The sequence below is a fragment of the Synechococcus sp. W55.1 genome (genome assembly GCF_047461655.1).
Taxonomy (GTDB): Bacteria; Cyanobacteriota; Cyanobacteriia; order Thermostichales; family Thermostichaceae; genus Thermostichus.
Genome location: NZ_JANSHN010000021.1, coordinates 1 through 22,636, shown reverse-complemented (window position 1 = coordinate 22,636; position 22,636 = coordinate 1). Strand labels below are relative to the sequence as shown.

22 protein-coding genes and 1 tRNA gene are annotated in these 22,636 nt (G+C 58.6%); 9 read left to right on the top strand and 14 right to left on the bottom strand.

Features of this window, described 5'->3' with window-relative positions; all coding sequences use genetic code 11:
- Positions 1-113: 113 nt before the first annotated feature.
- The 4 genes from NW816_RS10710 to yidC all read right to left on the bottom strand — a co-directional run bounded on the left by NW816_RS10710 (position 114) and on the right by yidC (position 3,484).
- The gene (locus NW816_RS10710) at positions 114-1,025 is read right to left on the bottom strand and encodes a homogentisate phytyltransferase (protein ID WP_414409144.1); all 912 of its coding nucleotides are present in this window, start codon (positions 1,023-1,025) and stop codon (positions 114-116) included.
- A gap of 8 nt (positions 1,026-1,033) precedes the next feature.
- A complete protein-coding gene (locus tag NW816_RS10705) occupies positions 1,034-1,522 on the bottom strand; it encodes a YceD family protein (RefSeq protein ID WP_414409143.1) in 489 nt (162 codons plus the stop codon).
- An 89-nt stretch (positions 1,523-1,611) separates the two neighbouring features.
- The gene (locus NW816_RS10700) at positions 1,612-2,223 is read right to left on the bottom strand and encodes a protein jag (RefSeq protein ID WP_414409142.1); all 612 of its coding nucleotides are present in this window, start codon (positions 2,221-2,223) and stop codon (positions 1,612-1,614) included.
- A gap of 70 nt (positions 2,224-2,293) precedes the next feature.
- A complete protein-coding gene (gene yidC / locus NW816_RS10695; RefSeq protein WP_414409141.1) occupies positions 2,294-3,484 on the bottom strand; it encodes a membrane protein insertase YidC in 1,191 nt (396 codons plus the stop codon).
- 224 nt (positions 3,485-3,708) lie between these two features.
- Between yidC and NW816_RS10690 the strand changes: the two genes are divergently transcribed.
- Together NW816_RS10690 and NW816_RS10685 are read left to right on the top strand one after the other, a co-directional pair.
- Positions 3,709-3,780 (top strand) — tRNA-Asn (locus NW816_RS10690).
- 298 nt (positions 3,781-4,078) lie between these two features.
- Positions 4,079-4,597, top strand: a complete 519-nt coding sequence (locus NW816_RS10685) for an inorganic diphosphatase (RefSeq protein WP_414409161.1) — start codon at positions 4,079-4,081, stop codon at positions 4,595-4,597.
- Positions 4,598-4,603: 6 nt separating this feature from the next.
- Here NW816_RS10685 and NW816_RS10680 read toward each other — a convergent pair whose 3' ends face one another.
- The 3 genes from NW816_RS10680 to rimP form a co-directional block, all read right to left on the bottom strand.
- Positions 4,604-6,220: a B12-binding domain-containing radical SAM protein gene (locus tag NW816_RS10680; RefSeq protein ID WP_414409140.1), complete on the bottom strand. Its 1,617-nt coding sequence runs from the start codon at positions 6,218-6,220 to the stop codon at positions 4,604-4,606.
- Positions 6,221-6,509: 289 nt separating this feature from the next.
- Complete coding sequence (nusA, locus tag NW816_RS10675; protein WP_414409139.1) at positions 6,510-7,883, bottom strand: transcription termination factor NusA; 1,374 nt, start codon at positions 7,881-7,883, stop codon at positions 6,510-6,512.
- A gap of 135 nt (positions 7,884-8,018) precedes the next feature.
- Entirely contained in the window at positions 8,019-8,489 is a 471-nt protein-coding gene (rimP, locus tag NW816_RS10670) for a ribosome maturation factor RimP (RefSeq protein ID WP_011433822.1), read from the bottom strand.
- Between the two features lie 301 nt (positions 8,490-8,790).
- Here rimP and NW816_RS10665 point away from each other — a divergent pair, with 301 nt between their 5' ends.
- Positions 8,791-9,306: a TIGR02652 family protein gene (locus NW816_RS10665; protein WP_011433824.1), complete on the top strand. Its 516-nt coding sequence runs from the start codon at positions 8,791-8,793 to the stop codon at positions 9,304-9,306.
- A 64-nt stretch (positions 9,307-9,370) separates the two neighbouring features.
- Here the strand turns inward: NW816_RS10665 and NW816_RS10660 are convergent, their stop codons facing one another.
- Both NW816_RS10660 and NW816_RS10655 read right to left on the bottom strand, forming a co-directional pair.
- Positions 9,371-10,009, bottom strand: coding sequence for a class I SAM-dependent methyltransferase (locus NW816_RS10660; RefSeq protein WP_414409138.1), 639 nt, complete (start codon positions 10,007-10,009; stop codon positions 9,371-9,373).
- Positions 10,010-10,045: 36 nt separating this feature from the next.
- On the bottom strand, positions 10,046-10,909 hold the full coding sequence (locus tag NW816_RS10655; protein WP_414409137.1) for an arginase family protein: 864 nt from the start codon (positions 10,907-10,909) through the stop codon (positions 10,046-10,048).
- Between the two features lie 233 nt (positions 10,910-11,142).
- On the opposite strand from NW816_RS10655, the gene NW816_RS10650 reads away from it, so the two are divergent.
- Positions 11,143-11,577 carry a photosystem I reaction center subunit II PsaD gene (locus tag NW816_RS10650; protein ID WP_369791755.1) on the top strand — a complete coding sequence of 145 codons (435 nt, stop codon included), beginning with the start codon at positions 11,143-11,145 and terminating at the stop codon, positions 11,575-11,577.
- Positions 11,578-11,744: 167 nt separating this feature from the next.
- Here NW816_RS10650 and NW816_RS10645 read toward each other — a convergent pair whose 3' ends face one another.
- The gene (locus tag NW816_RS10645; protein WP_414357471.1) at positions 11,745-12,353 is read right to left on the bottom strand and encodes a peroxiredoxin; all 609 of its coding nucleotides are present in this window, start codon (positions 12,351-12,353) and stop codon (positions 11,745-11,747) included.
- A 170-nt stretch (positions 12,354-12,523) separates the two neighbouring features.
- Between NW816_RS10645 and NW816_RS10640 the strand changes: the two genes are divergently transcribed.
- Complete coding sequence (locus NW816_RS10640; RefSeq protein WP_414409136.1) at positions 12,524-12,790, top strand: hypothetical protein; 267 nt, start codon at positions 12,524-12,526, stop codon at positions 12,788-12,790.
- Positions 12,791-12,848: 58 nt separating this feature from the next.
- Here the strand turns inward: NW816_RS10640 and NW816_RS10635 are convergent, their stop codons facing one another.
- Positions 12,849-13,124, bottom strand: a complete 276-nt coding sequence (locus NW816_RS10635) for a DUF1830 domain-containing protein (RefSeq protein ID WP_414409135.1) — start codon at positions 13,122-13,124, stop codon at positions 12,849-12,851.
- Positions 13,125-13,382: 258 nt separating this feature from the next.
- On the opposite strand from NW816_RS10635, the gene glpX reads away from it, so the two are divergent.
- From glpX to typA, 4 genes are all read left to right on the top strand, one after another.
- Positions 13,383-14,426, top strand: a complete 1,044-nt coding sequence (gene glpX, locus NW816_RS10630; RefSeq protein WP_011433831.1) for a class II fructose-bisphosphatase — start codon at positions 13,383-13,385, stop codon at positions 14,424-14,426.
- Positions 14,427-14,751: 325 nt separating this feature from the next.
- Positions 14,752-16,047, top strand: coding sequence for a glutamyl-tRNA reductase (locus tag NW816_RS10625; protein ID WP_414409134.1), 1,296 nt, complete (start codon positions 14,752-14,754; stop codon positions 16,045-16,047).
- Positions 16,048-16,154: 107 nt separating this feature from the next.
- Positions 16,155-16,262: a photosystem II reaction center protein Ycf12/Psb30 gene (gene psb30 / locus NW816_RS10620; RefSeq protein WP_099812430.1), complete on the top strand. Its 108-nt coding sequence runs from the start codon at positions 16,155-16,157 to the stop codon at positions 16,260-16,262.
- A gap of 174 nt (positions 16,263-16,436) precedes the next feature.
- Positions 16,437-18,254 (top strand): translational GTPase TypA, encoded by a 1,818-nt coding sequence (typA, locus tag NW816_RS10615; protein WP_414409133.1) that lies wholly within the window; start codon positions 16,437-16,439, stop codon positions 18,252-18,254.
- A gap of 30 nt (positions 18,255-18,284) precedes the next feature.
- Here the strand turns inward: typA and NW816_RS10610 are convergent, their stop codons facing one another.
- From NW816_RS10610 to NW816_RS10600, 3 genes are all read right to left on the bottom strand, one after another.
- Positions 18,285-20,438: a M48 family metalloprotease gene (locus NW816_RS10610; protein ID WP_414409132.1), complete on the bottom strand. Its 2,154-nt coding sequence runs from the start codon at positions 20,436-20,438 to the stop codon at positions 18,285-18,287.
- A 102-nt stretch (positions 20,439-20,540) separates the two neighbouring features.
- Positions 20,541-21,824, bottom strand: coding sequence for a competence/damage-inducible protein A (locus NW816_RS10605; RefSeq protein WP_414409131.1), 1,284 nt, complete (start codon positions 21,822-21,824; stop codon positions 20,541-20,543).
- Positions 21,825-21,996: 172 nt separating this feature from the next.
- Entirely contained in the window at positions 21,997-22,491 is a 495-nt protein-coding gene (locus tag NW816_RS10600; RefSeq protein ID WP_414358523.1) for an N-acetyltransferase family protein, read from the bottom strand.
- Between the last annotated feature and the right edge of the window lie 145 nt (positions 22,492-22,636).

Sequence of the window (22,636 nt, the reverse complement as noted above, 5' to 3'; positions counted from 1 at the left end):
TAGAGCAATAATGCATAGGGCCAGAAGTCTTTTCAAGGACTCCGTCCCGCTGGCGCGATCAGTAGCTCAGGTGTCCACCCTAATTTGAAGCGACTGCAGCTTCAAGAAATGCTCTAGAAAAAAGAGAAAAAGGCCCAGGGATAAAGCAAATACTCCAAGTAAAACAACTTCCAGATCAGTTGATAATAGCCAACGATCGCATCTCGGCGGTTGAGATCCAGATGAACACCATAGCCCAAGAGGATCCCCAGCCCCAACACATGGCTCACCAACAGCCAGAGGCCGTTGCCCGCAAGGAGAAAAGAGATCCCCACCCCGATAAATCCCAGATAGCACAAGGCCAAAATGCTAATGCAAAACCTTGAGATCCGCCCTGGCCCAAAGCGCAGCGAGAAGGTGGCAATGGCAAACTGGCGATCCCCCTCCATGTCGGGAATATCTTTGAAAAGGGCGATCACCAGCCCAAAAATCGACATAAACCCCGTCAGCCAAACAATCGCAGCCGAAAGCTCGACCCTTCCCTGCATCACCTGCTGAAAATGGCTGTAAAGGCCCAAATTGACGATCAAACCCCGCACGCTGTAGATGCAAGCCGAGGCTGCCAGCGGAAAACGCTTCAACCGCAAGGGGGGCAGCGAATAGGCCGTGCCGATCCCATTGCTCAAAAGCACCGTCAGCAGCAGGTAGGGGATCCCGGCCATGGCCAGCAGGACGGACGCCACCCCACAACCCACGACGATCCCCACCCCCTGTCGCCAACTCAGGGATCCAGCAGCTAAGGGCAAATGGGGCTTGTTGATGCGGTCGATTTCAATATCCGTCAGTTGATTCAAGCCGACGATGTAGACATTGGCCGCCAGACAGGCCGCCCAAGCCCAGACCAACTGGGGCAGCGCCGAGAGAACCGGTTGCAGGGATCCGGCAGCCACAAACCCCGCCAACAGGTAGAGGCCCACCACGCTGGCGCTGGTGCCGTAGACGGTGTGGGGTCGAGCAAAACGCCAGAGAACTTGTGGGCGCAACATCAAAAAAGCTAGGGAGAGTCTTCCAGGAGAGAAGCTAGGGCTGCCCAGCGGGGATCCGCCGTTGGTGCTGTAGCTTCCACCGCAATGCCCGGACAATCGGGACGGCAGGGCAACTGGCGGGGCATCTCCAAATGCAGGTGCTGGTACATCCAGTCTTCGACATCCAGCTCACCATTGGAGGGCAGGCTCTCCAGCAGATCTTCTTCGTCTTGCAATTCCAGCTCCAAGGGGAGAGGTTCGGGATCCCGGATCAGGATGATCTCCTCAACTTCCAGGTGCAGCCGGTGGTTGAACTGCTGTAGGCAGCGGTGGCAGGTGAGGGTGACAATGGTACGAGCTTCAGCACTCACTTCGAGAAAATGGCCCCGATGGCTGACTTCCAGGGATCCCTCCACAGGGGTCAAACTCTCAAAGCCCGAAAAAAACTGCCTAAACTGCAATTCTTGGGTTTGACCGGGCATCTGCCGCAGATCCGATAGACGAATTGGCCTCAGCATGGCACCCCCCTTCACGCGTTTTGGGTAGCAGGGATCCCTGTCGTCACCGTAGCAAGAGGGCCAACTTGTTCCCAGCCCTCTGCCCACTCTCAAGATGGGGAAGCTGCCCGACGGATAACCAAGCGCCGGTCAGGCTCTTTGCCACGGCTGAAAGTTTCCAGATCGGCATAGGCAGGGTCATTCAAGAGAGTATGAATTTGCCGACGCTCGGCAGCCGAGAGATCGGGAAACTCGTATTCCCGGCCAGTGGCCCTCACCTTTTCCACAGCAGCGGCAACCAAAACCTTCAGCTCCTGCAAACGCCGCTGCCGATAGCCGTCCAAATCCAAAATGTAGGGCTGCTGCTGGTCTTCCGGCTGGTTCAGGTTGAGAAGGGTGTTGGCCAGGTACTGCAACGCATCCAGCACCACGGGGGAGCGATCCTCCTCTTGAGGGGAATCTCTGGAAGATGGAGAGGGCAAGGGGGGGGCTTTCGCCAACAGCAGCTGCTTCTGAGCTGGGGTCAAAGAGTCTGCCTCAATTTCCAGCACCTCCCCCACCACCCGCACCGCCGCTGGGATCCCCATGGCCACCAGCACCTGCTGTAACCACTGCCTGGCTCGCTCTTGATTGGCCGCAAAGGTGGGCTTGTTTGAGGAAGGGGCAACGGTTCCCTCAGATTTCTTAGCAGCAGATCCCGTAGAAGACTTAGGACGGCTCATCCTAGGCAGCTTCCAACTTTGAAGAGGTATCAACACTCCACCACAAGTCCACCCCAACAGCGAGGATCCCCTAGGGCTCAAAGGGCAAGGATTCCCGTCCCTCCTTGGCTGCTCTGGGCTTGGTCGATTTTTCCACTTCCTTGGCCTCCACCGTGATCGCCTGGGCAGCCCGACGGCGCTCCTCTTCCACCAATTGCTGCAAGTTCTCCGGCAACGGCTCCCGCGAGAGCAGGAAGGTCTGCACCGTTTGGAAGATGTTAGAGACGAGGATGTAGAGCAAAACCCCTGCCGGCAAAGGGAAAAACAGGAACATAGCCGAGAACAGCACAGGGGTGATGCGAGCCATGGAACTCTGGCTGGGGTCTTCTTTGCCCGTATCCTGTCCAACGTTCGTCAGGTACTGGTTCAAGTAAATGGACACCCCAAAGATGACGATCATGGCGATGATATCCCAGTGGATGGTGCCATCTTCGTCGAAGGCCCCCACACGGCCCAACTTGTCGATGAACAGAAAGCCGGTGTCAGAGGCCAAACCGGGAATGGACACCTGCACGGTCACATCCCCCGGCTGCAGAGCCAGCAAGGTGCCATCCGGCTTGATCTGGGCACGATCTTCCCCTTTGGTGATCTTCCAGGTGGGCTGTAACAGACTGGGATCCCCGCCCGCTTCGGCCACCAACTGCTCAAAAGGTTTGCCCCCCGGCCCTTGAAGCAGAAATTGCACCTCCTCCCCAACGGCAATCTTGGTGCCTTTGGGCTCCACCAGCACCACTGGCCTGTGGAGAGAGTCGGTGACAAAAATGTTCTTGCTGGGGCTGACGTAGGGAGCTGGTACCACCTCAGCCGCCACTTCCGCCGGCAGGATCTGCAAGTTGACATCGTAGGTTACTGCCGCAAAAGGGGATCCCCGCAGGGTGGCAAACAGGGCAAACAGCACCGGCATTTGAATGAGCAGTGGCAGGCAGCCCCCCAAAGGATTGGCCCCCAGCTCGGTATAAAGCTTGGCCTGGGCTTCCCGAAGCTTCTGCGGGTCGTCTCGGTATTTCTCCTGGAGTTCTCGCATCCGCCGCTGCATCACCGGGCTGATCACCTTCATGCGTCGCATGTTGCGGATGGATCCCACATTGAGCGGGTAGAGGGCAAAGCGGATCACCAACGTCAGGAAGATAATGGCCAGTCCATAGCTGGGCACGATCCCGTAGAAAAAATCCAGGATCGGCAGCATGACGTTGTTGGAGAGAAATCCGACTCCGAAGTCCATGAGGGGCGCTGGCAAATGTCCGTAACCATTGTAATGGCTTCCGTTCGGTTGACGAGGGCGTTTTCAGGGTTTGTCCCCTGGATCCGTCAGATAGACCTGAGAAAGGCGAGCAATTGAGCAAAATCAAGCCCGCTCCACTGAACAGGGATCCCAAGGCCCAACAAGAACCCCCCGCCGGCAGTTGCCTAGCAGTCCTTTCTTCCCCTATGATGAGAAACGCTTGATCCTCGGTAGCTCAGCGGTAGAGCGGTCGGCTGTTAACCGATTGGTCGCAAGTTCGAATCTTGCCCGGGGAGTATGTCCAAGCTGATCAAAGTCGATCAAAAAAACCGGATCTGGAATCCTCTCCTTCCAAGACAGCTCTGAGCATGCTGAGCGAAAGGAGGAGACAAAAACCAAGTCTCTTGCCGAGGATGGGGCGTCTCCCAGCGTTGAGCCAGACGTGGGTGGAGAGAATGGAAGCTGGCTGAGGATTCCGTCCCGCCGACGTGAACTGTTCCCGGCGAAGTGTCAAGAGTCTCTGTCCTTTGGGGCAAGGAGTATGTCAAAATACACTCTGGCTGTCTATCTCCCAATCCGAGAGTACTTGCTGTGATCGACCTGTCGCGGATCCCTGCCCAACCCAAGCCCGGCTTGCTCAACCTCTTGATTGAGATTCCCGGCGGCAGCAAAAACAAGTATGAGTTTGACAAAGACATGGGAGCAATGGCGCTGGATCGGGTGCTCTACTCCTCGGTGCAGTACCCTTATGACTACGGCTTTGTGCCCAACACGCTGGCCGGGGATGGGGATCCCTTGGATGGCTTGGTGATCATGGATCAGCCCACCTTCCCAGGGTGTGTGGTCACGGTGCGCCCCTTGGGCATGTTGCAGATGATCGACGGCGGGGATCCCGATGAGAAGCTGCTGTGTGTGCCTGCTAAGGATCCCCGCTATGCTTCGGTGACCAAGCTGGAAGACATCGCCCAGCACCGCCTGGATGAGATCGCGGAGTTTTTCGCCACCTACAAGCGCCTGGAAAAGAAAGAAACCCAGATCTTGGGCTGGAAAGGCTTGGCCGAAACCGAGGCGGTCATTGCCAGCAGCATTGCGGCCTGCAAACAACCCCAATAGACATCTCTAAGGGATGCGAACAGAAAGAGCTTCCTGGCGATGTTGCAACAGTCGCTCTGGGGCGAGGGGCCCTTCGATGTGTTGCCAAGGCAAGGGATCCCCTGGATCCCAGTGGCTGTGCACGTAGTAATCCAGAGGCGGCAGTTGCCCTTTAAGCGCTTTGAAAGCCCGCCGGTAGCTCCCCAAGGATTCCCCAAAGTCCCGCGCCAACTGCAAGACTTTTCCCACCCGCCGATCCCCTCGCGAGATGAGGGCTTGGATCACCGACCAGCTATAGCTTTCCGGGCGCAACTCCACCCCCAAGGGACGCAGGTGTTTCTGGAAAAACTGCAGTTTTTTCTCGGCTTGGGGATCCACTCCGTACCACTGAAAAGGGGTGTGGGCTTTGGGCACAAAGGTGCTGCACCCCAGCGTTAGGCGCAGGCCGGGAGCCGCTTTTTTGAGCTCTTGGAAAAGGGCTACTGTGGCCTCCAGATCTGCCTGGGTTTCCGCCGGGATCCCTACCATGCCGTAGAACTTAATGCCCTTCAGACCTCCAGCCTGGGCGTGGGCTGCTGCTGCCAAGATTTCCGGGTTGCTTAACTTCTTGTTGATGATCTGGCGCAGTTGTTCTGAGCCACTTTCGATGGCCACCGTAATGGACTGGCTGCCCCGGCGGGAGAGTACCTGCGCCAGACGTGGGGTTACGGTAGCGGTGCGCACCGAGGCCAAACTGAGACGCACCTGCTCGAAGCGATCCTGGGCCAAGTGCTCCAGCAACTGCTCAAATTGGGGGTGCTGGGTTACAGAAGCCCCCAGCAACCCAATCCGCTGAGTGACCTGCAGCCCCCGCTCTACCGCCGGGATCAAATGCCCCTCCACATCCGCCACCCGGAAAGGCAGGGTGAGATAGCTGGCCAGGCAAAACCGACACATCTCCGGGCAGCTGCGCACCACCTCCACCATGTAGATGCTCTCCCAGGCCGCTTTGGGGGTGACTACTGTGGAAACCGAGAGGGTGTTGCCGCGGAAGGTGTGTTTGCGAATGGAGCTAGGGATCCCGGCCACTTTGGGGAGCACCTTCTCCACCGGGCCGTCGGGCTCCCGGTATTGGGGTTCATACAAGCCGGGCACATAGATCCCTGGCACCTGCGCTAGCGCCTGCAATTGCTCAGCCCGGGATCCCTGGCGCACCTGCCGATAGATCTCAATCATCTTCTCCAGAAGACCTTCCCCATCCCCCAGCAAGATCAGGTCAAAAAACTCGGCAAAGGGCTCAGGGTTGGCCGTCAGTACCGGGCCGCCGCCAAAGACCAAGGGGTGGGCTTCTTCCCGCTCCTCAGATCTGGGAGGGATCCCGTGCCGTTCCAGCAGAGCCAGGATATGGACATAATCCAGCTCCCAGGACAAGGAAAAGCCGAACAGCTCCGGCTCCCGGGGCAGGGGTTCAGCCAGATCCGTAAAGAGGCGGGAGACGGCCACATCTCGGCGGCTGGCCAGCAGACTCCAGATGACTTGATAGCCCAAGCTGGTGATCCCCACTGCGTAGGTGTTGGGAAAGGCATAGATCACCCGCACCGCGTCGGGGTCGGGCGTAGCCGGGGCAAAGAGCAACTGCTCCAGGGCAAACTCTGAACTAGCCAAGGGATCCCGCTGTGTTGGATTGAGGTTTGGGTTCTGGCTTAGAGGAGTTTTGATGTACCTGCCTCTCCAGCTTAGCCAATTGGTGGGAAACCCCGCGAGGAGAACTCAATAAGGAGATATGCCTGCAGCGCACTTCGCGAATGCTGCCTCGAAGCGCCCAAACCATGAGAACTCTGCTGCTCAATACATTGCTTCAGGATAGAAACCGTGACCCCATGCAGCAAGACTCATCCCAAGGCCCAGACCTCCAATAGAAGCCACTCTCTACGGGCAGAGTGAGAATAGAGGGTTACCCTTTTGGCTGGGCAATGTCGAACTCGGCGTCGTAGTCGAAGTCCTCCTCTTCGTCAGCCCAGTCTTCTTCCAGCCTATCGTCCCCCGCCAGCTCCTCTTCCTCCAGGCGGCGCTTTTCTTCGTATTCCTCATCCTCTAGGCCCAAAGCAGCCCGCTCTGCCCGCCGCTGGAAGCGCTCCAGTGCCGCTGGAGTGATGAAGGGATAGGGCAACCCTTGCGCTTGGGCCTCCTCCAGCGCTGCGCGGTAGCTCTCCACTTCCTTGATGTCGATTTTCCAACCGGTGAGGCGGGCTGCCAGGCGCACATTTTGCCCCTCTTTGCCAATGGCCAAACTGAGCTGGTCGCTGTTGACCAACACATGAGCTTGCTGGATTTCCGGATCCACTAGCCGCACCTCCACCACCTTGGCCGGGCTGAGGGCGTTGGCAATGTAGGTGGCAGGATCCGGCGACCAGCGGATGACATCGATTTTCTCGTTGCGCAGCTCTGCTACCACCGCCTGAATCCGGGATCCCCTCGCGCCAATACAGGCCCCCACTGGATCCACGTCCCGCTCCACCGTATCGACCGCAATCTTGGTACGTGGCCCCACATTTCGGGAAGGGGGGTTGGCCTCCCGCGCCACTGCCACAATCCGCACGATATCCTCTTCAATCTCCGGCACCTCGTTGGCAAACAGGTTCACCACCAAGCCAGCATCGGCCCGGGAAACCAAAAGCTGTGGCCCCCGCCGGGATCCCTCATAGACTTTCTTGAGATAGACCTTCATCACCGCGTTGGGAGTGTAGCGATCGCTGGCCAGCTGTTCCTTCTTGGGCAGTTCTGCTTCCACCTCAGGTTGTCCGAAACCGCTGGATACCGACATGATCACCGTCTGCCGCTCGGTGCGCAGCACCCGTGCCTGCAGTACGGTTTTTTCCAGATCGCGGAACTCTTCCTGAATCAGACGGCGCTGCTGATCCCGTAACTTTTGCGCCAGCACCTGCTTGGTTTGGATGGCCGCCATGCGGCCAAATTCCGCCTGTTGTGGGGTGACATCATCTGTGACTTCCCAGCCTACTTCGGCTTCTGGGTAATCCTGCTGCACGTCGTACAGAGAGATCTCGTGATCCGGATCCTGTACCTGCTCAACGATGGCTTTGGTGGCCAAAACGCGAAAGCCTCCTGCCTCCACATTCAACTCCACATCAAAGTTTCGGAAGTGGTCTTCTGCGAAGACCACATCTCGCTGGATGGTTTTGCGGTAGCGTTCGTAGCCCTTGAGCAGCGCCTCTCGCAGAGCATCGGTGACCACATGGCGGGGCAAGTTGCGCTCCCGCGAGATCATCTCCACCATTTCCGCCAAACCCGGCAGAGGCACCATCGCCATAACCACTGTCCTCCTGCATAAACCTCATGAAACTTACTGTTGCTATTGCTCCCCAGCGGGAACTGAACCCGCATCTCTGATGCGAAGGGAGGGCCGCACCACCTGCGGTCAAACGCTCTCTCTATCTCCGGTCTCCTAGTCAGTTTCCGATGAGAGGGCAACCCGCTGCACCGAAGCGCGGGGCAACTGAACTCGCCGCCCCTTGAGGGATAAGGCAACCCTCTCCTCATCCCGACCCAGCAGGTGTCCTGACCAAACGGCTTTGCCCTTGTAGGGTGGATCCAAGGTCACCTCCACCGCAAACCCTTTGAAAACCACAAAGTCGCGATCGCTGGTGAGAAGGTTGCTGATGCCAGGGCTGGACACCTCCAACACATACTGGCCTGGGATCAGATCCACCCGATCCAGCTCGACTTCTAAGGCTTGGCTCATGGCTTCGCAATCGGCATGGCTGGTTTCTCGGTCGGGATCCAGTGGGCGGATATCCACCCGCAGAACTGGCGGATGCTGGTTGGTGTGGAAAACCATCTGCACCAACTGGTATCCCAGTTGAGCGGCCAAGGGACGGGCCAAGCTCTCCAACTGTGGAATAAGAGGGTGAACCATAACCTACTCGTCACCAACCCGGTGCTGCAGCCAGATCCAAACCCCTTGGAGCCGGAGCCGGCAAAGGGGACAGTAAGCCCCCTCAAAAAGCAAAGAAGTGGGCTTTACCCACTCCCCGTTGTCATCGTGGAGATTGCTCAGGGCTTGCCCAGAGTCGATGCAGACTCTTGGTGCATTCCCCTCGTTACTACTTTAGAAGATCTCCCCCGGTTTTGTCATGGGGATCCCCAAAAGGCAACATCTATAATGTGGACAACTGCGGATTTGCCCAGATATCCAGCCGCGTTTTGTGGGGTTTCCTATGACTGTTGCCTTTTCCTACCCGATCTTCGGCCCCAGCATTCAGTGCCCCCACTGTCGGCAAACGATTGCGGCCCTCACCCTGACCGATACCTACCTCTGCCCTCGCCATGGTGCATTTGAGGCGGATGCCGAACAAGAGGAGCTGGTACACCTGCAATCCGGACGGCGCTGGCGCTTTTGGGAAGGTCGCTGGTTTCGTCAGCACACCCACGCCGATGGGATCCGTTTTGAGATTCATGAAGAATTGGATCGGCTGCGCATGCAAGGAATGCGAGCCACTCAGGTGATCGTGGCCGAGCGCTACCGCCAGCTGCTCACCCCTTATCTGGAGCAGGGATCCCACCGTCGTCCTGGCCCACCTCGCCTCTATGGCTTGCCCGTCAGCTTCAGCTCCCAAATCCCAGAGGATAGGGGTGGATCCCCTCAGCGCTGGCGGGTGATCAACTTTGAGCTGACCTACGAGATCGACCCGGCCATGCGGCAGCCGCAATCCCGTCTGCAACTGTGTGATTAGACTGTGTGATTAGAAAGGCGAACAGGTAGAGAGCTGTTGGAAAATTGGTGGCTGCTCAAGTCTTCTAGAACTGGAAGTTTCCTTCCGCGGCGGGAAGCGCTATGCCTTGATAGGTGTAGCCAATGAATCTCGGCTGGTCAGGCATATAAAACCGCTCCAGTTGCTCAAACCGAAACCCCGCTTCTCGGATCAACCGGGCCATATCTCGGTTGAGGTTGCAGCCATCTGCAATCACTTTTTGGAGGGGGTTGAGACGATTTTGCCATCTTTGCACCTGGGGATCCTCGCTGAGGCCGTGTTCGAGAAAAAACAGCTTTCCCCCTGCTCGCAACACCCGCCGGATCTCTCTCAAAGCCTTGGCCACATTAGGAATGCTGCACAATGTCCAGGTGCTGACCACGCTATCAAAACTCTGGCTTGGAAAAGGCAGTTTCTGGGCATCCGCCACCTGCCAATCAACGGCGATGGGAGAAGATGCAATGCGCCGACGAGCCAGGGATCCCATGCCGGGATTGGGGTCTACCCCTGTGATCTTGTGAATGTGCTCTGGGTAGCAGGGTAGGTTGAGGCCGGTGCCAAAACCAATCTCCAGAACAGCTCCCTGCACATGGGCCAGAAGCTGCCGCCGATAGCGCTCCATCCCTTCCCCCGAGAGAGCTAAATCCAACAGCCGCGGGAAGATTATTCGGCGATAGAGGTTCATTCGACCATCCCAAATGAATGTTCAGACCTGAGCAGCTTAAACAGTCTGGGCAGGTTGCGGTTGAGCAGTCACCTTCAGGGAGTGAAGGGCATAGCAGGCCAGCAACCAATTGAGCAGGCGGGCCACCACACGAGCGGTTTGCCGCGTTGCGGATCCCACCGCCACCCCTCCCAGTGAAAGGCCAACCACAGGACGAGCGGCAAAGATGGCCTCACAGGTCTGCAACAGTTGCGGCCAACTCACCCCCCCTGGCTCTGGGTGATGCACCGCGGGCGCCAAGGAAGGATCCAACACACTGCAGTCCACCACCAAAAACACCGGTTGATCCGGCAAAGAGGCCACCACCTGCTGGGGATCCCAGCCATCTTGGGCCCAGAATATTGGGCTGTGGTGGGCTTTCAGCCATGCGTAGGCGCGCGCACTGCCGCTGCGCAACCCCACATGGATCACCGGCAGCATGTGCTGGTAGAGCAACTCCACCCAGGCAGCACTGCCATAGCTCGTATCTTGATCCGGCTGGCTCATCTCCGGCGGCGGCATCAGATTGGCATGGGCGCTGCAATGCACCACGCTCAGGGTTGGGTGGTGTTTCCAAAGGGCACGAATGGCCCCCCAACTGGCGGCCAAGACCGAAGGCAACAGCACCGGCCATTGTTGTCGTCTCCAAGCTTGAGTCACCGCCGCCTCACACATGCCGTAGGGAGGCTCATCCACCAGCCCCGGCAACTGCGCCACCGCCAGCTTATCCACATCGATCCCCAACCTCGGCTCGAAGGCACACAGCTCCGAACCGGCATTGAGAATGGCCATCGGAGCCTGAGTATCGTGGCCAAAGGCGGTGGGAATGAGAATGACCCTAGCGTTGGATTGCGAGCTGGGATGGAGGGACCACTGGGCCATGGGCGCTGTTCCTTTTCCAGAAAGCTGTGGGTCTCCGGCTTGTTCTATGGTGGCCTACAGGGCGCCCAGGGATCCGTCTGAGGGCCAGCCGGTCTGCTACGAAAGATTACAGATCCCAGGCGGAGCTGCGGTCAAAAATCGGGTCGATGGTAGATTCAAAGTGCTCCGCGCCGCAAACGCGGTTTAGATAGGGCAAACAACTGCAAACCACAACGAGTTGAGTAAGGTAGGCTATGGCTGTGATGGAAGGCGATCCTCGTCAGGGAGCAAAGCTGCCTCTATTTGGGGGATCCACCGGAGGGCTGTTGAGCGCAGCCGAAACCGAAGAAAAATACGTCATTACCTGGACGGGCAAGCCGGGGCAGGTGTTTGAAATGCCCACTGGCGGCGCTGCTGAGATGGTGGAAGGCAAAAACTTTCTCACCTTTGCCCGCAAAGAGCAGTGTTTGGCGCTGGGTGCCCAGTTGAGATCCGACTACAAGATCAACGACTACCAGATCTTCCGCATTCCGGCGGGTGGAGAGCCTGTGTTGGTGCATCCCAAAGATGGCGTTTTTCCTGAGAAGGTCAACGAAGGCCGTGAGCCCGTCGGCAAAGTGGATCGCAACATCGGCAAAAACAAAGAGCCGATTACCTACAAGTTCACCGGCGGGAAACCCTGGGATTGAACTCCCCACAGCTTCGCTCCCTACTGGGTTTCAGGATCCCCTAGCAAGGTCGGGGGATCTTTTGCTTGCCTGTTTTCGACAAAAAAGCTCCAGCCCACCTTGAGCTGAAGCTACGCCCGGAAGCGCTGGGGATCTCCTATATGTAGCCAGGGATCCCAGGGGCCAACCTACTTGGCAATCGCCGCGAAGAACTCCTTGGATTTCACCGGGTCGGGATTCATGGTTTTCTGGCCGGGCTGCCAGTTGGCCGGGCAAACTTCGTCGGGGTGAGATTGCACGTATTGGATGGCTTGCAGGGTGCGCAAGGTTTCATCCACACTACGGCCAAAGGCCAGGTTGTTAATGGTGGCGTGCTGGATGATCCCTTCTTTGTCGATGATGAACAGGCCGCGCAGCGCCACACCGGCCTCCGGATCCAGAACATTGTAGGCAGCGCTGATCTCCTTTTTCAGGTCAGAGACCAGAGGATACCTCAGCTCGCCCACCCCTCCGGCTTTGCGGTCGGTCTGGATCCAGGCCAAGTGAGAGTATTCGCTGTCCACCGAGACGCCCAGGATCTCGGTATCCAGCTTGGCAAAGTCGTCATAGCGGTCGCTAAAGGCCGTGATCTCCGTTGGGCAGACAAAGGTGAAGTCCAAGGGGTAGAAGAACAGCACCACATACTTCTTACCCCGGTAGTCGGAGAGCTTCACCGTCTTGAATTCCATGTCATAGACGGCGGTGGCCGAAAAATCGGGAGCAGCTTGGCCAACCCGCAGACATCCTTCCTGAGACATCAATCCACGCTCCTTGCGGTAAAGTGCAAACGTAAACCAAACCTAACATACCATACTCATAATGAGTTTGTCTTAATCCGAGGGCTAGGGAGGGATCCCAACTGCTGGGATCCGGATAATCCCCATTTTTCCATGCTGATCGGTTCGGCTCTGCAAGGGATCCTGTTGTCATGAGGGTGGCGCTGGAGTTCCTCTATCACTTCTGTTGTGATCGCTGTCGGCGGTGGTGGAGCCAGGCCGATGTGGAGCCGCAACCTGGGGATCGCCTGTATTGCCCCTATTGCGGCCATCAAAATTGTGTGGAGCGCATCGATACCTTTCGCAATGCTGCGCGGGGCAGTTGCCTGACCCGTCCCCCCGATGCCCCTTCTCCAGATCCGCATCCGCCCTCTGAAAAATCCGGGGATCGGCCTCAGGAGAAGCGATCCCCAATCTAGTTATCCTGGGCAAACCCAGTCCTCTTGCCCCTATGGGGCAGCCAGCCGCTAGAGCCTGTCAACCATTCAACGCATCCGCCAGAGTTCCCCGTTGCGAAGATGACCACAGGTAGAGGTCAACCTCAGGCGAGGAAGAATCCACCAGATAGCGACAGGGGCGGCGCTCTTCCAGGATGGTGGTGGAGCAGCAGCAACTGTAAACTTCCAGATAGTCGTCCGGCTCCGCCTCAAAGATCGCCTGCTGGCCGGGGAAGAGGGTGCGCTCCCAGTGGCCGGGGATCGTTCGGATCACCTGAACCTGTCCGGAACGGTTGACGAAAGCGTATCTTTTCATTGCGTTTTTTTAATTGCGTTAAGAAAAACTTATTGCCCTTAAAATAGGCTACCATCCCTGATCCCCAAGCGACAATAGCGAGCCGCCAAGACGGGGATCGCTCTTCCTGACTGGCTTTGGGAGATTTGTTCTCTCAGCTTATTGGGGTTGAGAGAATGGGATCCCGAGGAGAAGCCTGCCCTGGTAAACTGAGGGGAAGAGTCTGAAGATATCCTTAAGTTGGCCTTCACCATTCTGAGATCAGCAAGGGGGCACACCGTGGACAACAAGTTGGGGCTAGAGATCATCGAAGTTGTGGAGCAGGCTGCCATTGCCGCCGCCCGCTGGATGGGCAAAGGGGACAACAAGACCGCCGACCAGGTGGCTGTAGAGGCCATGCGGGAGAAACTCAACCAGATCCCTATGCGCGGTCGCATCGTCATCGGGGAAGGAACCCGCGATGAGGCCCCCATGCTCTACATCGGCGAAGAAGTGGGCATCTGTACCCGCCCGGATGCTGAGCAGTTCTGCCGTGTGGAAGAGCTGGTGGAGATCGATATTGCTGTGGATCCCTGCGAGGGCACCAACCTAGTGGCCAAAGGCCAAAACGGCTCTATGGCGGTGCTGGCCATCTCCGAGAAAGGCGGCCTTCTCCATGCCCCGGACATCTACATGCAGAAGCTGGCAGCTCCGCCCCAGGCCAAGGGCAAGGTGCACATCGACTATCCCCCCGAGAAAAACCTGAAGATCATCGCCGAAAGCCTGGATCGGGAGATCTCCGATCTGACGGTGGTGGTCATGGATCGCAAGCGCCACCTCGATCTGATTCGCCAAATTCGAGAGGCGGGGGCGCGGGTGAAGCTGATTACCGATGGCGACATCTCGGCGGCTCTCTCGGCAGGCTTCAATGGCACCGGCATTCATGCCCTGATGGGGATCGGGGCTGCTCCTGAGGGAGTGATCTCGGCAGCTGCTCTGCGGTGCTTGGGCGCCCACTTCCAAGGTCGGCTGATCTACGATCCCGAAGTAGTTCAGGCGGGCACTTACCTGCCGCCTGTGGAGGAAACGCGACGGGAACTCAAAGAAAAAGGCATTGAGGATCCCGACAAGGTGTGGGAGTGTGAGGAGCTGGCCAGTGGCAAGGAAGTCCTCTTTGCTGCCACCGGGATCACCGATGGTGACTTGATGCGCGGGGTACGTTTCTTTGGGGGTGGGGCCCGCACCGAGACCTTGGTGATTTCCAGCCAATCCCGCACGGTGCGCTTTGTGGATACCATCCACATGAAAGATGGCCAGCAGCCCCGCGGACTGCAGCTGCGCTAAGGGATCCCTATCTAACATCCTCGCAGATCGGGGCGGCTTTCCCCTGGTGAAGGTCGCCCTTGCCTTTTTGGGAAAGTTACGAAATCTATCAAGCCCCAACCCGTGAAAACGTAATAACTCTTCAGCAAAATCCGGCAAAACCGGTTCGATACTGGTCTTAGGGTTTAGGTAGGCTGAGAAAAGTTACCTAAGCTTGCTGGAACCGAGTCAAGGGATCCCCCATATCGGTTACAGCTTTTGCCTTCTTTCTGAAACAATATTTGCTTTTGTTCAGAGTTTTTGTTTTTAATAACTTTTGCTGTTGCTGTACAGACGACGGAGAGGCATGTTTATCGCGGTTGTCGGTCTTAGCCATCGCACAGCTCCTGTGGAGATTCGGGAGCGCCTCAACATCGCGGAGGCGGAGGTGGGAGAGACGATCCAGCAGCTTCGCGCCCACCCCCACATTGAGGAGGCTGCGATCCTCAGCACCTGTAACCGGCTGGAGGTCTACATCGTCACCTCAGAAATGGAGAGTGGTGTCCGGCAGACGATGCAGTTCTTGGCTGAGCTGAAAGGGATCCCCTTGCCCCAACTGCGTCCGCACCTGTTTACCCTTCTTTACCAGGATGCCGTAACCCACCTGATGCGGGTGGCTGCCGGTCTGGACAGCTTGGTGCTGGGAGAAGGGCAGATCCTCTCGCAGGTGAAAAAAGCCCAGCAACTGGGCCAAGCCTGCAACGGCATGGATCGCATCCTCAATCGCCTTTTTAAGGCAGCCATTACCGCCGGCAAGCGCGTCCGTACCGAAACGGAGATCGGCACCGGCGCCATGTCCATCAGCTCGGCAGCGGTGGAGTTGGCTCTGCAAGAGCAGGGATCCCTCTCTCAGGGCAAAGTTACCGTGGTGGGGGCGGGGAGAATGGCCCGTCTGTTGGTGCAGCACCTGTTGGCCAAAGGGGCAGTCGATATCACGGTGGTCAACCGCTCCCTGGAGCGGGCCGAAGCCCTGGCCAAGCAATTCGAGCAGCCGATCCAGGTGTTGCCCTGGGAGTCGCTGCTGAGCAGCGTGGCCGAGTCCAACTTGGTCTTCACCAGCACCGGTGCCACCCAGCCGATCCTCACCTACCAGCAACTGGCAGGGGTGCTGCAGCCAGATCAGCCGCTGTTGTTGGTGGATATCTCTGTGCCCCGCAACATCGATCCCGACGTGGAAAAGCTGAAGGGGGTACAGGTGTTCAATGTGGATCACCTCTCCCGCGTCGTGGAAGAAAACCGCGCCCAACGGCAAAAGCTGGCTCTGGCTGCCGAAGCCCTGGTGGAAGAAGAGGTGGATCAATTCATGGAGTGGTGGCGTTCTCTGGAGACGGTGCCCACCATTTCCAGCCTGCGCCACAAGGTGGAGTCCATCCGCGAGCAGGAGATGGAAAAAGCTCTCTCCCGCCTGGGCAAGGACTTTGCCGAGAAGCACCTGGAGGTGATCGACGCCTTGACCCGCGGCATCGTCAACAAGATCCTGCACGACCCGATGGTGCAACTGCGGGCCAAACGGGATATTGAGGCGCGGCGGGCAGCCATGCGGATCTTGCAGGAACTGTTCAACCTGGATCCGGTGGTGTTTCAAGCCCAGCAGGAGCGCTAGGGATCCCTTGGCGAAGAGCGCATGACTTGAAGAATTGTAACAGCTCTCCCATCTGGGGTGGAGGGCACCCCTTAGGATACAAAGCGTAAGCCACAGGATCTGGGATTATGTTCGGACAATACGAAGTTTTTGTGCAGTTGGCTCTGCTGGCCTTGATCGTCTTGGCAGGCCCGGCGGTCATCCTAGTGCTTTACCTGCGCGGCGCCGATATGTAGGGGATCCCTTTGGATATCGAGACAGCCGGGATAGCCCCTTGGGAGTGCTGGGGCTAAGCCCAGAGTCAAGGGCGATCAGCTGTTTAGCGATGTAACGCTTCTTTGCGCTAAAGTTGTAAAGAGATCCCTAGGGCTCTCCTGCCTATAGGGCAATGTTCCCCTGGCTGATTATCTATGTCACTCCCCATCCGCAACGTCGCCATCATCGCCCACGTCGACCACGGCAAAACTACCCTTGTGGATGCCCTGTTACGCCAGGCGGGCATCTTTCGGGAGGGGGAAGACATCCCCACCTGTGTGATGGACTCCAACACGCTGGAGCGGGAGCGGGGCATCACCATCTTGGCCAAAAACACAGCCGTCCGCTACGGCGAAACCTTGATCAACATCGTCGACACCCCTGGCCACGCCGATTTCGGGGGCGAGGTGGAGCGGGTGCTGGGGATGGTGGAGGGCTGCCTGTTGATCGTGGATGCCAACGAAGGCCCGATGCCGCAAACCCGCTTTGTGCTGCGCAAGGCTTTGGAGAAGGGTCTGCGCCCCATCGTAGTGGTCAACAAGATCGATCGGCCTCGCGCCGAGCCCTACAAAGCCGTCGACAAGGTGCTGGATTTGTTCTTGGAGCTGGGGGCGGACGAAGACCAGTGCGACTTCCCCTATCTATTTGCCTCTGGGTTGCGCGGCTTTGCCCTGGAAGAAGCCCATCTCAAAGACTTTCTGGAAGGGAAGTACAGCGGATCCCTGGATATGAAGCCTCTTTTCGAGGCCATTCTCAAGCATGTCCCACCTCCCATTGGGGATCCCGGCAAGCCCCTGCAGCTGCAGGTCACCACGCTGGAGTATTCGGAATACCTGGGCCGGATCGTGATCGGCAAGATCCACAACGGCACCATCCGTCTGGGGGATCCATTGGCAGTGGTGAAAGAGGATGGATCCATTGCCAAGGGCAAAGTAACCAAGCTGTTCGGCTTTCAGGGCCTGCAGCGCATCGAGCTGACGGAAGCTACCGCCGGCCACATTGTTGCTGTGGCGGGGTTTGCCGAGGCCAACATTGGCCACACCCTCACCTCTCCCGAAAATCCCCAGGCTCTGCCGCTCATCAAAGTGGACGAGCCGACGCTGCAGGTGATGATCGGTGTCAACGATTCTCCCTTTGCCGGCCAGGAGGGTACCTTCGTTACCTCGCGACAGTTGCGGGAGCGCCTGATGCGGGAGTTGGAAACCAACGTGGCGCTGCGGGTGGAAGAAACCGACTCGCCGGATCGCTTTTTGGTGTCGGGGCGAGGCGAGCTGCACCTGGGCATCCTGCTAGAAACCATGCGGCGGGAAGGCTATGAGTTTCAGGTGGGGCAACCGAAGGTAATTTTCCGCGAGGTCAACGGCCAGCCCTATGAGCCCTATGAGTGTTTGGTGCTGGATGTGCCGGAAGCGACGGTGGGGGCCTGCATCGAGCGGCTGGGGCAACGGCGGGGAGAAATGCAGAACATGATGGTGGGATCCGATGGTCGGGCTCAGCTGGAGTTTGTCATTCCGGCGCGAGGGCTGATCGGCTTTCGGGGGGAGTTTATCCGCATCACCCGCGGCGAGGGGATCATGAGCCACAGCTTTTTGGAATACCGTCCCCTGACCTCTGAGATGGAAATGCGCCGCAACGGGGTGCTGATTGCTTTTGAAGAAGGGGTGGCCACTACCTATGCCCTCAAGAATGCGGAAGATCGAGGTGTATTCTTTATTACGCCAGGTACCCGCGTTTACAAGGGCATGATCGTGGGCGAGCACAACCGTCCCCAAGACTTGGAGCTGAACGTCTGCAAGACCAAGCAACTGACCAACCACCGGGCTGCGGGCGGGGAGGAGCTGGTGCACTTGCAAGCGCCGGTGGAGATGACCCTGGAGCGGGCTTTGGAATACATCGGCGAGGATGAGCTGGTGGAGATCACGCCCCAGTCGGTGCGCCTGCGCAAGGCACAGTTAACGCCCTCTCGCCGCTAGTTTTCTCAGCCAACTGGAAGAGAACCCGGCTCACCACCGCCGCAGGTAAGAGGCCAAGTTGGGGAAATAGAACGCCCCCCAAATCCCCAGCAGGATGACTCCCAAGCCGAACACAACCAGCCAAAGGCGCGGTCGGCTGTGCAGCTTATTGGATCCCACCTGGACGTAGGCCAGATCCACCCAAGCAGTATTGCCGCGGCGGAACCAGCCCACCACTTTGACGCGCCGGCCCACCAGGGCGCGGATCCGCTTCAGGCCGGAAAAGACATTGCCCACCGGCCCCAAAGGGGAAGTAAAGCGCACCGGGATCAGCCCTGTGGCCTCTTGCAGCTTCAGCTCTGCCCCCAGTTGATAGCCGGAGGGGCCCAGTCCCACCAACTCCCCCTCCAGCTCCACCCATTGTCCGCGGCGGGGATCCGCGTCGGGATCCGCCAGCAAGCTGAGCACATCCGTCGGCCTTGCCGGCAGGGATCCCCCGTACATCAATCCCGCTTTGGCCCACAAGCCCACCCCGTAGCCCACCACCGCTGCTGCCGCGATCACCTTGGGATCGAGACGGTTTTGCAGCAGCAGGTAGAGGATCAGCCCCACCAGCCAGCCAATGAGGATCCCGACCACTTCGGCTGCGTAGATGGCCAGATCCAGCCAAAACCGGCTTTGCAGGCGGGCCACATCCAATTTGGACCCGGATCCCAGGCTCAGCTCCGGCAGGAGGCGCAGCCGCTCTCCATATCCCGCCAAGACCTTGAAGCGGTGCCCCGGCAGCGGATGGCTGGAATTGACCTGCATCCAGCGGGCCCAAGGGTTGATTTGATCCCAAAGAAAGACTTGGCCAGCTTGGGAGGGATCCTGGAGGCGGGCGGCAGCACTGGCAGCGGCGATGGTTTTGAAGTCCAAAAAGCTGAACAGGCGGGTGCAGTGCAACAGCGAGGAAGGTCGGCGGTCGTTTTTGTGGGCCTCCTGCAGGCCAGCAGCCGATTTGAGCAGAGCAGCAATCAGCCCGTTCGGGTTGCCAGTCGCCTCTACAGCAAAATGGTCGGCATGGTAGGTGCCCAGGCGGGAGAGGAAAAACAGCGGGTAGGAGAGCACCGTGTAGATGAGGTAGAGCAGCGGGGCCACATGCCCGATGAGATCCCGCCGTTTGCTTCCCAGTTGGCTCACCTGCTCTAGGGCCAGGTAAACCAGTTGAATCGGGGATCCCAGCAGGGTCATGACCAGGATATCTCCATTAACAATTCGCCCCAGGGCCTGGGCGTAGACGGCGGCAATCTCATCCTCAGAAAGCTGCTGCAACAGGGCTTGGGTGACCACAATGCGGCAGCCATCAGAAAAAGTGCCGTAAACAAAGGCCAGCGGCCCAGCATCCGGGATCACCCCCAGTCGGGGCTGTTTTAGCTGGTTTTGGGCACAGATGCGCTGCAGCAGGCGCGCCGTTTCGGGGCTGTGGCGTTCGATTTCGCCAAGCCTGGCCCAACGCAACTTGTGCAGCCGTTGGTGGAGCTGATCCATCAGCCAGGGGGCAAAAAAGAGAAGGCCTACTCCAAAGTTGACCGCCAGGCTGCCGGCCACCAACCACCGCAGGCCATTGCGCAGCCAGGGCAGCAACCCCTGCAAAAACCAAAGCTGCCGCGGAAAACTCAGCCGGCCAAAATCCAGATGGCTGCCTACCAACACAAAGCTCAGCCACCAAAGGAAGACAATGCCCACCCCCAGGGATCCCCACTTGGCCCAATGCAGGGGGCCGGCCCGCTCCGGCAGGGGGATCTTCATACCCAGTTGGGCGGCCCGTTGACGGGTGGACAGGGATCCCGCTCCAGGAGACGGCTCCTCTGGGGGAGCAGAACGCGGTTCGACAGGTTTGGCGGACGGAGCAGCCAGGGACTCTGTTGCAGTGGGCAGGCGAAGCAAGATCTTCTTGGCCCAGCCTTGCGCCTGGGGGTTGGGGTGTTGCAGCAGCTCTAGGCAGAGGGACCGTGCCTTCTCCGTCTGGCCCAACTGGTGGTAGGCCCGCACCAGGTTCATTTGGGCTTCCAGGGCTTCGCCGTCAGATGAGTCTGCCGGGATCCCTAATGCTTTGTCCTGCTGACGGGATTGGGCCAGGTAGCCTTCAAAAAGTTGGATGGCCTCTTGAAGGCGGCCCTGCCGCAGGGCTTCCTTGCCCGCCTGGACGGCATCGGGGATCATCGGCTTGCTCCTTGCCTGGTAGGGTCTGCTTCTGGAGATCGGTTGGATCCATCTGCTCCCCCAGCTTACTCAGGGATCCAACCCCGAGAGACTGGATCCCCCCTAAAGGGGGTAGCAGAGCAAGCGCCGCCGCAAGCGATCCAGAGCCGTCTGGGCGCTCCACCAACGCACCCCCTCTCTGCCGCGCAGGCTGCCAAACCGGTACTCGTGTACTTCCACCTTCCCTTGCGGATCCGCCAAACCCAGATACACAAGACCGACTGGCTTGGTGGCGGTGCCTCCCTCTGGCCCGGCAATGCCGGTGATGCTCAAGGCCCAGTTGGAGCCCAGGACTTGCTTGGCCCCCAGCGCCATTTGGGCGGCCACTGCCTCGCTCACGGCCCCGTGCTGTCGCAGGGTTTCCGGATTCACCTGTAAAAGCTGCTCCTTGATGCGGTTGTCGTAGGCCACGATCCCCCCCACAAAATAGCGGGAGCTGCCCGGGATCCCGGTCACCAACTGCCCCAGCAGCCCGCCGGTGCAGGATTCCGCCACTGCCAGAGTTTGCCCCCGCTGCAGCAGCAGCTCCCCCACCACACCGGCCAAGGTCGCCTCATCACTGCCGAAGTAGTCTTCTCCAGAAATCTGTAAAATCTGCTCCACCACCGGGGCAATCAACGCTTGGGCCGCTTCACGGGTGGGAGCGCGTCCGGTCACCCGCAGGCGTACCTCCCCCTGGCTGGCGTAGGGAGCCACCGTAGGGTTTTCCCCCGCCAACAGGGATCCCAGCCGTTCGGCCAGCGTCGATTCGGGAATGCCCCAATAGCGCAGTACCCGGCTGTAGAACACCTCTTTTCCCCAGCCGATGGAGCGCAGATAAGGCACGGCGGTCTCCCGCCACATGTGTTGCATCTCCCGCGGCACCCCGGGAAAAGTGAGGATCGTCAGGTGGGGCCGGGGCTGCCAGATGAGGCCACAGGCGCTACCAAGCGGGTTGGGCAACACCCTCGCTCCCCGGGGCAGAAAAGCCTGCTTGCGATTGCTCGGCGAGGGCACAAGGCCCCGCTGCCCGTACTTTTGCAGGATCTCTTCCCACACTTGGGGGTGCTCCACCATCTCCGCCCCAAAAAAGGAAGCCAGCGCCTCATGGGTGAGATCGTCCGGCGTCGGCCCCAAACCCCCGGTGATCAGAATCAAGCTGGAACGACCACAGGCCACCTCCAGCGCGTGGTGAATGCGGGCCTCGTTATCCCCCACCACCGTTTGGTAATAGTGGGGGATCCCCAGTTGCGCCAACTCGGCTGCCAAGTACTGGGCATTGGTATTGGTGATCTCTCCCAAAAGCAATTCTGTGCCGATGCAGAGGATCTCAGCCCCTTGGGGAATAGCAGTTTGCGGTGGGATCATGCTTGGCCTCGAGCTCAGCTCAGCCGCAAGAAAAGTATACAAGAGGTCTCGGCCCCCAGATTTCCGGCTGGTCGTCGGCCATTCCCAATTGCGGTGAGACAGCCGGCGGGTTTTCACTTCCCTCTCCCGCTCTGAGAAAATTTCCGCGCCGACTACCCCACAGAAGGCACACTCAAGCTCGATGGGGATCCTCAGCCAGCCGAGCCAAAGCTTCCAAATCAGCACCCACCACGCGGTTGAGAATCCATTCGGGATGTTGCTTGGCACCCATGCGTCGATAGAACTCAATCGCCGGCTGGTTCCAATCCAAAACCATCCACTCCAGCCGCCCATATCCTTTGGCCACCGCCTCCTGAGCCACCCGTGCCAAGAGCGCTTTGCCAATGCCTCTGCCTCGAAACTCCGGCAACACGAACAGATCCTCAAGGTAAATCCCCGGTCGGGTCAGGAAGGTGGAAAAATTGCGGAAATAGAGAGCAAAGCCCACCGCTCGCCCCTCCACTTCTGCCAGCAATGCCGAGGCAAAGGCTTCTGGGCCGAACAAGTAGTGGTGCAACAGATCGGCGGATCCCGTTACCAAGTGGCTCAGCTTCTCATATTCAGCCAAAGCGCAAATGAGATTAAATAGAACAGGCACGTCCAAGGCGGTGGCAGGGCGAATTTCCATAACTTGCCCGACAAGTTCAAGCAAGCTCAAGTTTAACAAAACGCCCGGAATTCCCCACCCTCTATAGAGTGGGGATGGATAGCGCCACTGGATTTGTGGAGCACTCAGAACTGGGACAGGTGGGGGTAGGATAACGCATATGGCA

What these genes read in the sequence shown, in the direction of transcription:
- NW816_RS10710 (WP_414409144.1), bottom strand. Translation starts at nt 1,025, where the DNA reads ATGTTGCGCCCACAAGTTCTCTGGCGTTTTGCTCGACCCCACACCGTC.
- NW816_RS10705 (WP_414409143.1), bottom strand. Translation starts at nt 1,522, where the DNA reads ATGCTGAGGCCAATTCGTCTATCGGATCTGCGGCAGATGCCCGGTCAA.
- NW816_RS10700 (WP_414409142.1), bottom strand. Translation starts at nt 2,223, where the DNA reads ATGAGCCGTCCTAAGTCTTCTACGGGATCTGCTGCTAAGAAATCTGAG.
- yidC (WP_414409141.1), bottom strand. Translation starts at nt 3,484, where the DNA reads ATGGACTTCGGAGTCGGATTTCTCTCCAACAACGTCATGCTGCCGATC.
- nusA (WP_414409139.1), bottom strand. Translation starts at nt 7,883, where the DNA reads ATGGCGATGGTGCCTCTGCCGGGTTTGGCGGAAATGGTGGAGATGATC.
- rimP (WP_011433822.1), bottom strand. Translation starts at nt 8,489, where the DNA reads ATGGTTCACCCTCTTATTCCACAGTTGGAGAGCTTGGCCCGTCCCTTG.
- NW816_RS10665 (WP_011433824.1), top strand. Translation starts at nt 8,791, where the DNA reads ATGACTGTTGCCTTTTCCTACCCGATCTTCGGCCCCAGCATTCAGTGC.
- NW816_RS10660 (WP_414409138.1), bottom strand. Translation starts at nt 10,009, where the DNA reads ATGAACCTCTATCGCCGAATAATCTTCCCGCGGCTGTTGGATTTAGCT.
- NW816_RS10655 (WP_414409137.1), bottom strand. Translation starts at nt 10,909, where the DNA reads ATGGCCCAGTGGTCCCTCCATCCCAGCTCGCAATCCAACGCTAGGGTC.
- NW816_RS10650 (WP_369791755.1), top strand. Translation starts at nt 11,143, where the DNA reads ATGGCTGTGATGGAAGGCGATCCTCGTCAGGGAGCAAAGCTGCCTCTA.
- NW816_RS10645 (WP_414357471.1), bottom strand. Translation starts at nt 12,353, where the DNA reads ATGTCTCAGGAAGGATGTCTGCGGGTTGGCCAAGCTGCTCCCGATTTT.
- NW816_RS10640 (WP_414409136.1), top strand. Translation starts at nt 12,524, where the DNA reads ATGAGGGTGGCGCTGGAGTTCCTCTATCACTTCTGTTGTGATCGCTGT.
- NW816_RS10635 (WP_414409135.1), bottom strand. Translation starts at nt 13,124, where the DNA reads ATGAAAAGATACGCTTTCGTCAACCGTTCCGGACAGGTTCAGGTGATC.
- NW816_RS10625 (WP_414409134.1), top strand. Translation starts at nt 14,752, where the DNA reads ATGTTTATCGCGGTTGTCGGTCTTAGCCATCGCACAGCTCCTGTGGAG.
- psb30 (WP_099812430.1), top strand. Translation starts at nt 16,155, where the DNA reads ATGTTCGGACAATACGAAGTTTTTGTGCAGTTGGCTCTGCTGGCCTTG.
- typA (WP_414409133.1), top strand. Translation starts at nt 16,437, where the DNA reads ATGTCACTCCCCATCCGCAACGTCGCCATCATCGCCCACGTCGACCAC.
- NW816_RS10610 (WP_414409132.1), bottom strand. Translation starts at nt 20,438, where the DNA reads ATGATCCCCGATGCCGTCCAGGCGGGCAAGGAAGCCCTGCGGCAGGGC.
- NW816_RS10605 (WP_414409131.1), bottom strand. Translation starts at nt 21,824, where the DNA reads ATGATCCCACCGCAAACTGCTATTCCCCAAGGGGCTGAGATCCTCTGC.
- NW816_RS10600 (WP_414358523.1), bottom strand. Translation starts at nt 22,491, where the DNA reads ATGGAAATTCGCCCTGCCACCGCCTTGGACGTGCCTGTTCTATTTAAT.